At 37.2% G+C, this 14,031-nt stretch carries 14 protein-coding genes and 1 pseudogene; 9 read left to right on the forward strand and 6 right to left on the reverse strand.

Going from position 1 to position 14,031, the window contains the following annotated elements; all coding sequences use genetic code 11:
• The first annotated feature begins 3 nt into the window (after nucleotides 1-3).
• From BUB91_RS08205 to BUB91_RS08240, 8 genes and pseudogenes are all read left to right on the forward strand, one after another.
• A complete protein-coding gene (locus tag BUB91_RS08205) occupies nucleotides 4-642 on the forward strand; it encodes a hypothetical protein (RefSeq protein ID WP_073098748.1) in 639 nt (212 codons plus the stop codon).
• Nucleotides 643-1,568: 926 nt separating this feature from the next.
• The gene (locus BUB91_RS08210; protein WP_073098838.1) at nucleotides 1,569-1,811 is read left to right on the forward strand and encodes a hypothetical protein; all 243 of its coding nucleotides are present in this window, start codon (nucleotides 1,569-1,571) and stop codon (nucleotides 1,809-1,811) included.
• On the forward strand, nucleotides 1,793-2,107 hold the full coding sequence (locus tag BUB91_RS08215; protein WP_073098749.1) for a type II toxin-antitoxin system RelE/ParE family toxin: 315 nt from the start codon (nucleotides 1,793-1,795) through the stop codon (nucleotides 2,105-2,107). Before BUB91_RS08210 ends, BUB91_RS08215 begins: the two co-directional genes overlap by 19 nt.
• 494 nt (nucleotides 2,108-2,601) lie before the next feature.
• Entirely contained in the window at nucleotides 2,602-2,847 is a 246-nt protein-coding gene (locus BUB91_RS08220; protein ID WP_073098750.1) for a ribbon-helix-helix domain-containing protein, read from the forward strand.
• Nucleotides 2,829-3,116 carry a type II toxin-antitoxin system RelE/ParE family toxin gene (locus BUB91_RS08225; RefSeq protein ID WP_073098751.1) on the forward strand — a complete coding sequence of 96 codons (288 nt, stop codon included), beginning with the start codon at nucleotides 2,829-2,831 and terminating at the stop codon, nucleotides 3,114-3,116. The genes BUB91_RS08220 and BUB91_RS08225 overlap by 19 nt, the downstream gene beginning before the upstream one ends.
• Before the next feature lie 574 nt (nucleotides 3,117-3,690).
• A pseudogene (locus tag BUB91_RS21145) lies at nucleotides 3,691-3,934 on the forward strand (type II toxin-antitoxin system ParD family antitoxin).
• A complete protein-coding gene (locus tag BUB91_RS08235; RefSeq protein ID WP_241652584.1) occupies nucleotides 3,931-4,230 on the forward strand; it encodes a type II toxin-antitoxin system RelE/ParE family toxin in 300 nt (99 codons plus the stop codon). Before BUB91_RS21145 ends, BUB91_RS08235 begins: the two are co-directional and overlap by 4 nt.
• 765 nt (nucleotides 4,231-4,995) lie before the next feature.
• The gene (locus BUB91_RS08240) at nucleotides 4,996-6,444 is read left to right on the forward strand and encodes a S41 family peptidase (RefSeq protein WP_073098752.1); all 1,449 of its coding nucleotides are present in this window, start codon (nucleotides 4,996-4,998) and stop codon (nucleotides 6,442-6,444) included.
• Between the two features lie 737 nt (nucleotides 6,445-7,181).
• Here the strand turns inward: BUB91_RS08240 and BUB91_RS08245 are convergent.
• The gene (locus BUB91_RS08245; RefSeq protein ID WP_073098753.1) at nucleotides 7,182-7,535 is read right to left on the reverse strand and encodes a winged helix-turn-helix transcriptional regulator; all 354 of its coding nucleotides are present in this window, start codon (nucleotides 7,533-7,535) and stop codon (nucleotides 7,182-7,184) included.
• A gap of 106 nt (nucleotides 7,536-7,641) precedes the next feature.
• Between BUB91_RS08245 and BUB91_RS08250 the strand changes: the two genes are divergently transcribed.
• The gene (locus tag BUB91_RS08250; protein ID WP_073098754.1) at nucleotides 7,642-8,388 is read left to right on the forward strand and encodes an SDR family oxidoreductase; all 747 of its coding nucleotides are present in this window, start codon (nucleotides 7,642-7,644) and stop codon (nucleotides 8,386-8,388) included.
• A gap of 314 nt (nucleotides 8,389-8,702) precedes the next feature.
• On the opposite strand, the gene era is transcribed toward BUB91_RS08250, so the two are convergent.
• The 5 genes from era to BUB91_RS08275 form a co-directional block, all read right to left on the reverse strand.
• Nucleotides 8,703-9,635: a GTPase Era gene (era, locus tag BUB91_RS08255; RefSeq protein WP_073098755.1), complete on the reverse strand. Its 933-nt coding sequence runs from the start codon at nucleotides 9,633-9,635 to the stop codon at nucleotides 8,703-8,705.
• A gap of 180 nt (nucleotides 9,636-9,815) precedes the next feature.
• Entirely contained in the window at nucleotides 9,816-10,568 is a 753-nt protein-coding gene (locus BUB91_RS08260) for a head GIN domain-containing protein (RefSeq protein WP_073098756.1), read from the reverse strand.
• A gap of 117 nt (nucleotides 10,569-10,685) precedes the next feature.
• Nucleotides 10,686-11,906 (reverse strand): tetratricopeptide repeat protein, encoded by a 1,221-nt coding sequence (locus BUB91_RS08265; RefSeq protein ID WP_073098757.1) that lies wholly within the window; start codon nucleotides 11,904-11,906, stop codon nucleotides 10,686-10,688.
• Between the two features lie 9 nt (nucleotides 11,907-11,915).
• Nucleotides 11,916-12,548, reverse strand: coding sequence for an energy transducer TonB (locus BUB91_RS08270; protein ID WP_073098758.1), 633 nt, complete (start codon nucleotides 12,546-12,548; stop codon nucleotides 11,916-11,918).
• Between the two features lie 18 nt (nucleotides 12,549-12,566).
• Nucleotides 12,567-14,030 carry a M56 family metallopeptidase gene (locus tag BUB91_RS08275; protein ID WP_073098759.1) on the reverse strand — a complete coding sequence of 488 codons (1,464 nt, stop codon included), beginning with the start codon at nucleotides 14,028-14,030 and terminating at the stop codon, nucleotides 12,567-12,569.
• Nucleotide 14,031: the final 1 nt, after the last annotated feature.

Here is a 14,031-nt window from a genome sequence, read left to right on the forward strand (position 1 = left end):
AAGATGTTCGGAAAATTTAAAAGAATAAAAGCTGAGAAAGATTTAAAAAATAGCAGGTCAGAATTAAAGAAGGCGATTGATGATAATATTACTAGTTCTCAAACTAGTATAGATGATATTAGCGAAATATTAGCTGATTTTAAAAAGCATAAGTATTCTAAACATGATGCCTTTCTTAATTTGTGCATTTTCTCAGATATAGTAAATATTGATTTGTCAATTTTACTTGAAAAGCTAAGAATAGCTGAAAGAGAGCAAGAGAAAAAATTATTTGCCAGAGTTATAGCTGTAACTTTAATAGATTATTTGGACAATATAAGTGTTCTGATTGGCCGAGATTGTTTGAGAGAATTGAAAACAAATAATATGAATGAATTCATTGATGAATTCAAATCTATTCATAAAAGATTTTCAAAATTTAAAAAGGAGAAACAGCAACCACTTAGAGAGATTAGGAATAAAACCTTAGCTCATAAATCCAAAGATGCACTAGAATTAAATGACTATTTAAAAAAATTAGATGTCGAATCAGTTTACCAAAATGGACTTGAAGTAAAAAAGCTTTCGAAAGAGTTTATAGATTTATCTACAAAAGTAATTCTCTTTATTGCGGATTATATGAAAGCTGGTAGAAAACTATAACTGCCACCAATCGAGTGGATGGCTCCGCCATCAAATGACGAAGTGCACCCCTCACACCAAAGTATGTACGGCGGTTCGTATATCATCATACTAAAGCTCTTTCCACCTTTAGCACTATCTTCTAGTTTAGGCATAGGCTACAGCTGTTGTTCCTATGCGAATTTTGAAGAGAAATACATTCAGTCCTTCCCTAATTGTAAGACGTATGCAGTTGTGCTGCAACTCGTTTCCTTTAGGTACTATGATCTCTGCTGACTTCTCCACAAAGCCATCATGTGACTGTCCTACGCGGCAGCCTGGTCCGTTCGCTAAAAATGTTACAAGACATTTTCTTTACGCTCCGTCCTCCAGATAAGAACATCTTCTTCCCCCGATCCCTGCCGTATCTACATAAATGCACTTTTGGTATTCTTGGGGCGTTACAATGATGTGGTTGCTTACCCGTGCATAAATGCCTCTGTATACGGTTTCTGCTTGGTTTATCCTGAGCAACGCCGAAGGGTCAGTACCGGTCCCGATAGGGATTGTAGTCCCGCTTTACTCATCCTTTTTTATTCTTCTTTATAAGGTATTCGTGAATGCGATGCATTTCTTCAGATGCTTTGCGGCTTACTAATGGTTCAAAGAGCCTGTCCTGAGCATAGCCGAAGGGTTACCCCTGCCCATAATCGGCAAAGGCAGGCTTGCACCCTCTAGATTAATAGTTTACCTTTCGGTAAAACAAAAGATGCTCATACTGGACACACACAATGTATATAAAATAATGCGGGGTTTAGTGGTAATTTAAAAGCAATAGCAATTAATAAAACCTACGATAGCCTGAAAGGTTTGTGGGCTCAAATCCTGCACTACGCATAGCCGAGCCGTTGAGCAACATTAGGAAAAACGAGCAAATTTTCGGATATTTAGGACAAAATTCAAATAAAATGGCAACAGTAGATAATATACGAAATGGATTGATTGACAAAATACTATCCATTAAAAATAAGGATTTTTTAGTAGCTCTGGACAAGCTAATTACTTCAAGTTCTTCTGAATCAGAAATAATCGAATTGACTAAAGAGCAAAAAATTATGTTGGAAATGAGTGAGCAAGATATCACAAATGGAAAACTCATTTCTCAAGAGGCAATGGACAAACGAAACCTGGAATGGCTAAACGCAATGTGATTTGGACACGAACAGCAGACATTCAGTTCGTTGGAATTTTAGAATATTGGGTTAAGCGAAATAAATCCAATACTTATTCAAAAAAACTCGTAAAACTGGTCTCTGAAAGAACAAAGCAGATTGCCGATGAACCTTTGATTTATAAAGCGACTGATTTTAAAGATGTAAGACTTGCTTCTATGGGTAATTTTAGCATTTACTATAAAGTTGCCGACAACGAAATTACAATTACCGCATTTTGGGACAATAGACAAAATCCGAAAAAACTTTTGGAAATATTGGAAAACAAAAAATAACGTTGCCAAATAACTAAGATTCTGTGTGGTCGGTACAGCCTGTCCCGTTGCATAACGGGAACCCAGCATGAACGCCGTGTTGACTGAACCCGTATAGTGATTTGGAGGTCTTGTTTCCCAGGAAGTACACTTACCGCACCAAAAAAAGAATACCAGCTGCATTGGCAGACTTAGAACTGATGGTTCTGGCTTATACCTCAAAAAGCTTTTCAATCTGGAGGTAACCTTCAAAAAGACCGTAAACGGTCTAATACTACTCACTTTAGGACTTTATATGGCCTTTAAAAAACGTATGAGGTTAAACTACAGTCTTGAAACACAAAGAATTCAATATTCAGGTTTTATTGGATATTGATGCACTTCAACTACTTTTAAAGAATAAACAGGTGGTTTTGTAGACTCACTGCCGTTGGCAACCTATAAAATCACATCGGGACATCAATTGAATTTTGTTTAATGTAATTTTGGTGTAAATTTACATCAAAAGTGATATTATGGGAAGACAAAGCATTTCTTTTACAGAACCAAATGATGATTGGTTAAAAAATCAAATTGATAATAAAGAATATTCAAGTAAGAGCGAACTGGTTAATGATTTAATTAGACAAGCTAGAAAACAACAAATTCAAATCGATTGGATAAAATCTAGACTGGATAAAGCTGAAAAAAGTGGCTTTACTAACGATAGTAAAGATGAAATCTTAGCGCAATCAAAGTCTTTATGGCTAAATATAGATTAAGTAATTTAGCTAAAGAAGATTTAATAAGAATTCATCAGTACGGAATACAAAGATTTGGTATAAATCAAGCAGATAAATATTTTGACACCTTCTTTGAATATTTTGAAATAATTGCCAAGCAACCATATTCATTTGAATCTGTTGAATTTCTAAAAAAAGGATATAGGCGCTGCGTATGTGGTTCTGATAGTATTTACTATAAAATCAATAACGATGTTGTAGAAATTATGGCGATAATTGGGAGTCAGGATTTAAATAGCATATTTTAGTTTCAAAAATAAATACAGTTGCCAATAACTAAATAACTAGCGTTCGTGTGGTCGGTAAAGCCTGTGCCGTTGCATAACGGGAACCCAGCTTGAACGCCGTGTTGACTGAACCGTCCCGCTATCGGGATTCGATCAGCCTTCTATGGGGATTAGTCTGTTTTAGGATGGGTTATTTGAGATCTGCACTGAACCCTTATAATGATTTGAAGGTCTTGTTTTTCCCGGAAGTAGACCTACCGCACCAAAAGAGGAATACCGGCTGTATCGGCAGACTTAGGACTAATGGTTCTGGCTTATAACCTCAAAAAGCTTTTCAATCTGGAGGTAACCTTCAAAAAGACCGTAAACGGTCTAATACTACTCACTTTAGGACTTTATATGGTTTTTAAAAAACGTATGAGGTTAAACTACAGTCTTGAAACACAAAGAATTCAATATTCAGGTTTTATTGAATATTGATAGTACTTCAACTACTTTTAAAGAATAAACAGGTGGTTTTGTAGACCCAATGCCGTTGTGTGCCATTGGGTTGCGTTACCAAGATTTGGTATATTTGAGTAAAATTATAGTCGAAATGGGAAAAAACACATCAATATCACTCGGAAATCACTTTGAGGAATTTATCAGTGAAGAAGTGAATTCCGGTAGGTATGGTTCAGTTAGCGAAGTTATTCGTTCCGCATTACGTTTGTTGGAACGGGAAGAAAAATAAGGAACTAGAACTTATTAAAGCGCTCGAAGTTGGAGAAAATAGCGGGTTTGTTGAAAATTTTGACCGGAAACAAAACTTATCTGAATTACATCGCCAACACGTATGAGTAAAAGCAAATATCGAATCAGTAAACAAGCGATTGTTGATTTAAATGATATTTGGGTGTATACTTTTCACAAATGGCCTAAAGAACAAGCTGACAGATATTACGACTTAATAATCGGAGAAATTGAATTTATAGCGGATAACTATCTAATTGGAGAATCCGCAGAACAAACTCGAAAAAACTATCGAGTGACGAAAATCAAATCGCATCTGATTTTTTTTACAGAAAAGTCGAAAATGAGATTGTTGAAATCGTTAGAATTTTACATCAGAGGATGGATCTTAAAAAGCGAATGAAATAAAAAACTGCACACACTTGAGTAGACAGATGTGAACGGTAAGCCTGCGATGCACTCCTGCTGTCTCACACCACCCTAACCTTCGACTTCGCTCAGGATAAACTAAGCGGGTCTTCCTCTTTCCCGGTACAAGCAGGATACAGCGGGTCGTTACATCAAAACTTTACTCTGAAGTAATTCGCCAGCATATGCCTAAAACCTCGTCGTATCAGACGTTTTTGAGTGATTGTAGTCTTCAGTATAAGCTTTGAGCGACTGTCTGTAATTCAAATTGTATTGGATATCGAAGACATCCTAAGGTTGTGATAAGGAATATCGGGCCAATAGGTAAAGCACCATTCAAACTGTTAATAAAATATTAATTTTCTACTTTTTCAAAGCCGTTTTCATACACTATCCTAGGGGATGCCTAGGCTTTGCCTGGGAGTTGCCCTACATGGCTCATTTTCTGACTCATCCTGGAATAGCTATACAGATTACTATGTAAGTCCTGTTGTAACTATACACTTTGGTTTTTTAACCCTAAAATGGTTTTATGAGATTAGGGAATTCTGTAAAAAAGCATAGTGTATAAAAGCATATATTTATAGCGTATTAATCGTATCGTGTTCGTTTAGAATCGTTTGTGTATGAATATCTAAAATGGAGCTATACGTACCCTTGGTACGTATAGCTCCATTTGTTGGCAGCAAGCTAACGTTACCTGCAATTTATTTTAAAAAGTAGAAGTAAAAATTAAAATTCAATTACATAAAATCTTTCAATGGAAACAATTACAAAGCCGTTACTAGCGCTCTTTTTTTTATTAATAAGCATCTTATCTGTGCGAGCTCAAGATTGTACTTGTGCAGAAGCATTTGAGGAGGTAGTTCAGGTTTATGAAAATGATTATGCTTTATTTAATATCAAGGTTACCGAGGCTAATAGAGAACTTTATGCTGCCAATAAAGAAGTTTTTAGGAAAAAAGCCGGTCGTGTTTCTGCAATAGAAGAATGCCTTCCAGTACTTGAACAATGGCTCCAGTTCTTTAGAGGTGGCCATACTTATATAAGACTCACACGTAAAAGTGCCCTTAAAGAAACCCGTGACAGCATCATGATTGATAAGAATGCTTTCCTCAAAGAAATAAACAGAATTAAGAAAAAGAAAACCTATAAGGAAAATGATCTTTTAGGCATATGGAAATATGGTGCTTACGAAGTGGGTATTATGCCAAAAAAAGATACCCATGAAAACAAATTTATTGGTTTCATATTGAGCAGTAAGAATAATGTTTGGAAGCAGGGAGATGTGAAATTTGAGCTCAGCCAGATTTATGGAAATGATTATGAGGTGATTTATTATATGGACGACAATAGCGGACGAAAATTGAAAGGCAAACTTCAAAACCCTGAACATTTAGAATTTATCGATTTCAATAATTGGATAAAGGTTTGGCCGTCAAACACTAATAAAGTTACAAAAGCTGAGGAAGCAGATCTTTACAGCGATTTCCATATACGAATGATAGATGATAAGATTCCCTACATTCGTTTCCCTAATTTCTATGAAAAAGAACCAGCATTTGTAGATAGCCTTATTAAATCACATCATCAGGAATTGGTTAATGCAGATTTTTTTATCGTTGATGTACGGGATAATAACGGAGGTAACGATGCCGTTTATAAGCCTCTTTTTCCTTATATATTGTCTGGGCCTATTCAAACACCCAATTACGGCCTCTGGCTCTCCAAAGGCAATATTGATATTTTTCTGGATGGCAGAAAGCCTGAAGAACTGGATGACGAGAGCAAAGCAGAATATGATTACCTCTCCTCTTTAACAGGAACATTATTCTGGCCAAATGGAGATGAATATGCCAGTACTTCAATACCAGATACACTTTTTGCTCCCCATCAAAAAGTAGCAGTTCTTATAAATGAAAAAACCATTAGCTCAGGAGAAACGTTTGTCTATAGGACAAGGCAAAGCGAAAAGGTAATTCTCTATGGACAAAATACAGCTGGTATTATCGATGGGTTTAATGTACTTACAAAAAAGATAAACTGTTTTGAACTTAACTACCCCTCCTCTATTAGAGCCAAGGATGTCGCTGAAAACCCCATAGATCCTTATGGTATGGCACCAGATGTATATGTTGATGAAAAAGTAGATGTTTTAAAATTTGCTATTGAACATATGTCTTTCTTAATCGATAAAAATAGAAATTGAATAAGCCAGTTACCAATTTGATAACCCTTGCGCAAGCCTATAATTCTTGTAAAATTTGATTTATTTAAAGCGGTTTTCTAGTTTTAGGACGTTCTCAAAACAATAAAAAATTAGACTCCTTAAAATCGATTTATAGGCTTCCTTTAATGCGGTTTTGAGTTCTAAAAATAAGTCGAGCATCCCTGCTCCACTTTTTACCCGTTTTTGAGTGAATTTGAGGTATTTCTTGAGGTTGTAGGCGATGGCGGCAAAGTACTTTCAAGTGATGTGTCCAAAGGGAGTAACAGGTTAAAGATTGCCCTACGCAATTCGGCCAATGCCATAGGGAACCTGAAGGAATCTACTCCACTAAGAGACTTTTTCCACAGGGTAAATTTTAGAAAGGGACGGGGTATCGACTATAAGTGCCACAGCGCGTAAACTGGCGTGATCATCTGGAACATAGTTGTCAAGGGTGTGCTGTATATAAATCCGGAGGGCTATTTGCTTCTGGATCAAAAAAAGAAAGCTAGGGCTGGTAAAGCGCATTAGAAAACAAATCGATAAATTTGGTTTGACTAATGAAGATATAGGTTTTTAAACAGTTTGATATTCAATAAATTACAATGCGTTAGCAAGAAGCTAAAAAAAATTCTCACCAGAAATAGTTTGACCAAAATAAAGTTTACCATAAGCTTAACTTGTTAAGTACAATTAATGGCAGATAAAAAAGAGTGAGACCTACAACTAAAGCGCGTTTATTCTCCGATAATTTTTTTTCTGTGCCTTTTACCCCATTCTGTCAAGTTATCTATAATTGTTCCTAATGTCTTTCCGTGTTCTGTAAGTTGATAATGTATAGTTACAGGATGCGTATCTAAAACGGTACGGGTAATCAATTGATTTATCTCAAGATCCCTTAATTCCTTACTCAACATTTTGTTAGATATGCCATATACATCATTCAGGATATCTGAAAATCTTCTTTTATCGTAAAAGCAAATGGATGATAAAACCTTTATTTTCCACTTTCCCTGCAGCACATCCATTGTATCTTGAACGGCCATCATTTCTTCTTTGTATTCGTTTGGTTTGAATTCTTCGCACTCCATAATAAGTTACTATGTTACTTCAAGGTTACTGTTACTTTTTGTTACTTGGTATCAAAAATAAATAAAACTGTTTTAAGTTTGCCTCCAAATCATAAACAATTATAAAATGAATTTCGAAAATAAAAACGTAATAATTACTGGTGGAAGTTCCGGTATTGGATTCGCAAAAGCCAAAGCATTTATCGAAAAAGGAGCAAATGTATGGATCACTGGAAGAAGTGCTGAAAATCTTCAAAAAGCAGCAGCAAAAATAGATAGTCGACGATTGAATACGGTAGTTTCAGATACTTCAAATTTAGCAGGTATCGCAGTATTAGAAAAAATAGTTACTGAAAGTGGAATTAAAATAGACGTCCTTTTCTTGAATGCCGGAACAGCCATATTCAACTCAATTGAACAGGTTACGGAAGCTGATTTTGATGTCCAATTCAACACCAATGTAAAAGGAAGCTTCTTTACTTTACAAAAATTACTTCCGAATATCAAAAATGGAGGAGCACTACTATTTACATCCTCAACTTCGGCAACAGCTGCCAATTTAGGGGCAAGTGTCTATTCTGCCACTAAAGGGGCACTCAGCAAGATTGCTCAAATTGCTGCTAACGAATTGGCTGACAGAAATATTAGGGTAAATATCGTGAGTCCAGGCCCTGTTCAAACAAAAATTCTTGACAGTGCTGTTCCTACTAAAGAAGCAAAAGACTATGTAGCTTCGGCAACAGCTTTGAAAAGAGTAGGGAATCCTGATGAAATTGCAAAAGCGGTATTGTTCTTAGCTTCGGAGGAAGCAAGTTTTGTTGTTGGAACAGAACTATTAGTTGACGGTGGCTACACTAACTATGCTAGGAAATAAATAACCAACAAATACTAGTTAAAAAATAATAAAAATGCACAAGTAACAGATTGATAAATCTTTTCTTGCGCATTTTGCATTAAGGCAAGAAAAGCCAGCAGATAGCCTAGTAGGTAAAGAGGAGTCTCACCCCTATCTCGATTCATACGTATACTTTAAGAACATTAAAAGGGCTAAAAAAGCTTTATTTTTAGAGATTGAAGTTTATCAATCAACCATTTCTTAAATTTTCTATTGTTGCCATCTTAATCGCTATTCATAAGTATATATCCGGAAAATTAAGGGATCTGCTGATGCTGTCTGCAGTATACCCCCTACTTCCCATTATACCCAAAACGACGCAACTCTCTTTCACTGCTTCTCCAGTTTTTATTGACTTTTACGTACAATTCCATATGTACTTTTTTGCCAAAAAACACTTCAAGATCTTTACGCGCTTCGATACCTACTCGTTTTAGAGCAGCACCTTTATGACCGATGATGATTCCTTTTTGGCTGTCGCGCTCCACCATAATGATACTGCGCATTCTGATGATGTTATCTTCTTCAAAAAACTCTTCGGTATCTATTTCTACCGAGTAGGGAATCTCCTTTTTGTAATGCATCAAGATCTTCTCACGAATGATTTCGTTTACAAAAAAGCGTTCCGGTTTATCGGTTAAGGCATCTTTAGGATAGAACGGTGGAGATACCGGCAAGGCTTCGAGAATACGATTAAATACTTCGGCTACACCAAAATTCTCCAAAGCAGAAATTGCAAAAATCTCTGCATTAGGCACCTGTTCTTTCCAGTGGGTACGGCTGGATTCGAGCAGTTCTTCGTTACCCCGGTCTATTTTGTTAATCAGCAATAAAACCGGAATGTCTGTATTTCTAATCTTATTGAAAAAAGCTTCATCTTTCAATTCCTTTTCGCCCAATTCAACCATGTAAATCAGCACATCTGCATCTTCGAAAGCCGACTTTACAAAGTCCATCATCGAAGCTTGCAGTTCATACGCAGGCTTTATGATCCCGGGCGTATCGCTCAAAATTGCCTGAAAGTCGTCTCCGTTTACAATACCTAAAATACGATGACGTGTAGTTTGTGCTTTTGAGGTAATGATCGATAAGCGTTCGCCTACCAGTGCATTCATCAAAGTAGATTTCCCCACATTAGGATTACCAATGATGTTTACAAAACCAGCTTTGTGCGGTTTTTCTTCTGATGATTCTGGGCGTAACGGATTGTTATTTTGAGATTCCAAAGATTTAGTCTTTTGAGGTTTTAAACTGCAAAGATACGGTTAAAAATCAGCGAATGGGATTTTCGCCTCCGCGGAATTATAACCCCTCCGTTTTCGGTATAACCGAAAACACCTTCCCCTTAAAAATGGGAGGAACCTATGAGATTTCCGACTTCGCGGAAATGACCAAAACGCTTCGCGCTATTGGAAAATTAATCGCCCGGTGTAGGTTTCTTCAACCTCAACAAGAGGCGGGCGGTTGACCGAGATCAAATCTCCTGTACTCAAAACACTTCCGCGAAGGGATTGAATAGGATTGACAATAACCTTATTGGTCCCGCGGTGGTAGATGTTTGCATTTTGAATTTCAAAGTCCGCTCCTTCAAACCGAATATCACCTTCTAAAAACTCAATATTAGCCGTTTTGGCTACGCCGGAAATATAGAAATTAGTGAGTCCGTTTGCGGTTATGTTGAGTTCGTTTACATCCAACTCTAAACGGAAATCCCCGTCTTTATGATACACATCTTCTTCTTCCAGATCTTCGCTGGTAAGGGTCAACGAATCGTAGGCAAGTACGCCGTCGCTTTGCACTTCATACCCAGAAGCATTGCGGATTTCAGTAAGATTAGGCGATGTCACATAGACTGCGCTGATGTTGTAATCACGTACCAAGTTACAGCCGTTCTCATTAAGAACCGTAAGTACACCATCGGTCACACTTACTTCAATATCGTTGATAAGATTTTCTCCCGTGGCAACAACCACTTTTTGTTCTGCTCCCTGTTTTACGATGAGTTGTAAACGCTCTTCAACTACAACAGCAGTAAAATCTTCTACCGGAAATACGCGCTCGATGCGCTCGCCTTCTGCCTGAAAACAGTTGAGCCCTTTCTCTGAGTTACACGAAAGAAAAAAGATAAAGCTAAACGATAAAAGTAGGTAGTTTTTCACAGGGCATTATTAGGAATGCTAAAAGTAAGCAACTGCTTTAATTATTGATATTGTTATTGGTATTATTATTTAAGGCCCTAAACATCCATCCCCAACCCTTCCTTCAAAGGAAGTAGGTTATTTCTCTTCCTCGCCATCTGCCATAAAGATCTCCCGATTGAGTTTATCGCGGCGTTCCCGGGCCAATCTTAAAGTAGGATCGTATTTAGCATATTTTCCGTCCTCGTACTTTTTGATGAAATCTTTGTAGAGTTTTAAAACAGTACGACGGTCTTCGTAGTAATTATCTGCGATAACAACTTTAGTGTATTCCGCTTTTTTGTTGTCAGGATCTTCTTCTAAAGACCGGTTTACATACTTCATCGCATTTTTCCAATCCTTTTTCATCTCATACGTACGAGAAAGCGTGTAATACTCATCCCCCAAGGGTTGGTCTTTATATAAAATAGCCAATAACCCGTGGGTTTCAGCAGCCTTTACATCTTCTACAAAATTGTATAATTTGGCCAGTGTCGCGTGCACATAATCATCTTCTGGAGAAAACTCTAAAGCTCCTAAATACTGTGCTATCGCATCTTCATAACGGCGTTTTTTATAATATAGATTTCCCAGTTTTTCTCTGATGAATTGGGTGTCTTGCCCCAGTTCTAAAAGCTTTTCGAACCATTCGATTCCTTCTTCATTCCAGCCTTTGTGGTAATAGCTTTGTGCAAGTGTGCTTATGATTTCCACATTCGTGGGGTAGCTCTCTAAAGCTTTGAATGCCAGTTTTTCGACCATTCCGTATTCTTTTTGCTTTAAATAATACACCGCAAGTTCTCCAAGGGCTTTTTGATGGGTACTGTCTAAAGCAACAGCTTTTTTATAATCTTCAATATGTGGATGAAATTTGTCAAGTTGTTTTTCAAGAACGCTATCTGCTGACTTTATATTTATATTTCGAGGTCTGTTTTCATTAGCTCGGCCTCGCTGATAATAAAAGTCTGGATTGGTTTTATAGACGTCGATCAATTGAGTAAAAATGGAGTCAGCTTCCTTGAATTTACGTTTGGTAATGAGCAACTTCCCGTACTCGTTCATAGCAATTACTTCATCCGTGCTGGTCGCAGCTTGCTCATAGTTAGCCAATGCATCATCAAGTGTCCCCTTTGCCTGATGTGCCCGTGCCAACTTTAAATAAACCGATTCCTCTTTATTTTTAATCTGCTCATAGTTTGCTATCGCTTCGCTATAGTTCCCTACAGCATACAGACTGTCACCAACGGCCAAAGGCGAAACGTTTTGAGCTTCGGCTCGACTGGCTAGTACTAAAAATACAACTAGATAAAAACTTCGCATGTATTCTTTTTAAGGCTTTACATCATAGATTATAGGTTGCGTATACAGTGCCGCCATAGGCTTTCCCTTATGTTTACCGGGTTGCATTTGCGGTAAACTTTCGAGCACACGTTTAGCTTCAGCACTTAAAGCTTTATTAGAATCATTTCTGATTTTCACATCTTGAATGTTTCCTTCGGTGTCAATTAAAAAACTGGCGGTCATTTCATACCTACCCATCACATTTGAACTTTTATAAACCTCTGGATTAAAATAAGTATCAACATAGGCAGCTACAGCTTCTTCTGTACAAGCACGTCTTTCCTCCATATCAGCCTTATCACAGGACATATAATAAGGTGGTTCTGTTATCGTGTTAAATTCTACACGATCATCACCTAAGTCATCAAAATTAAAAGAGTGATTGGGATCACCAGCTTTTATGGAAGGTTTAGTGGTTTTACTTGTAATCAAATCATTTAAGCCAGATAGTTTCACCTGCTCTTCTTTGCTCAACGCTGACTTTAATGCCAAAGTAGCTTCAAGATTGCTGATTTTTTCTTCAAAGGAAAGCTGTGCTACGTCGCTATTATTTTTATCTGAAGAACACGAAGTCGAGGCAAAAATGGAAATACCTAAGTATAAGTAAATAAACTTTTTCATAACGCGAATTTTAAATGATTACTGTACTTGAAAAACAATGGGCAGTGAATACAACACACCAACTGCTTTTCCTTTATGTTTGCCCGGAGTCATTTGAGGCAACAAGCTCACTACACGACGCGCTTCTTCCTCGAGTTTTGGGTGAGGACCCCGCACCCCAATGTCTGTAATTTTACCCTGCGTATCAATTTCAAAGCGAACATAGATTCGGTTTACACCAGTGAGACCTAATTCCTTTCCTAAAGCCGTATTAAAGTTTTTATTTACAAACTGAGAAACCTGCTGAGACATACACATTTTTTTCTCTTTACGGCTTAAATACTCACATCCAGGAAATGTCGGAATCTCTTCTACTACAGCAAAAGGCACATCCTCATATTCTTTTTGACTTTGAGTCTCTTCGACTTCAATAATCTCTACACCATCACCCACAGGGGCTTCATGAAGTGCAATTGCCTCTGCAACGCCTGGTACAGCTTCAATAGCTTTAAGCTTTTCTCGATATTGTGCTTCTAACTCCTTTAAAGAACTCAATTCTTCCTGCGTGATATTGTCCGCGGCCTCTATGGTAGCTTTTAAATCTGCAACCTGTTCTTCTAACGTAAGTGCTGCATTATTCTGAGCGACTTCATTATCATCAGTACATCCTACATAAGTTAACATTCCGGCAAGAACCGGGACGATCAAGAGGTATTTTAGACGTGCTTGATTTTTAGAGCGTTTTTGTAACATAACAATTCGTTTTTTGATTAATGAATGATTGAAAAAGGTATTGATGAATGAAATGTGTTGCGTACCAAAAGCAGTATTGAGCAACTGGTTGTAATAGGATTTAGTCTCGGTTTTGCGCATCGCTTGAGCATCTGCGATAAACTCATGCAGTTCGGCTACTTTATTTTGATAGATATACACCAGCGGATTGAACCAGAATACAACTCTTAAAATTTCAAAAAGAAACAAGTCAAGACCATGACGTTGCTTTAAGTGCACTTCTTCGTGAGCGAGAATATGTGCTTTAGCTTCCGGCGAAATGTTCTTCCCTATAAAAATAGTACCCATAAATGTAAATGCAGCATCACTGTTTGGTATGTTAATAATGCGGTGGTCTGACTTTTGTCTGAACCGAAAGTAGCGTTGTACTTCCTGATATTTTCTAAATAACATTCCCGTGCTAAAGAACACACCCGCTGCATACAATAACAAATAAATACTCCAGTCTGTTTCTTGCTGAATGGGCTCAACTGCAGCACTTTGATTTTCTGAAGTTACTACAACCTCCGGCAGAAAATAAATATTTTGAGCTATGGGAAGTTGGTTCTGAAAAATTTCAAATTGCATAAATGGCAATGCAAACGCTAAAAGCGCAGTACTGATCAGATACAATCTGTTGATGTTGAAAAAGGTTTCCTTATTCAGGAAAAGTTGATACACTCCTAAAAACAACGTCTGAAAAACAATAACTTCGAGTATATATCTTACCATG

It is taken from the genome of Leeuwenhoekiella marinoflava DSM 3653 (assembly GCF_900129005.1).
Lineage (GTDB): Bacteria > Bacteroidota > Bacteroidia > Flavobacteriales > Flavobacteriaceae > Leeuwenhoekiella > Leeuwenhoekiella marinoflava.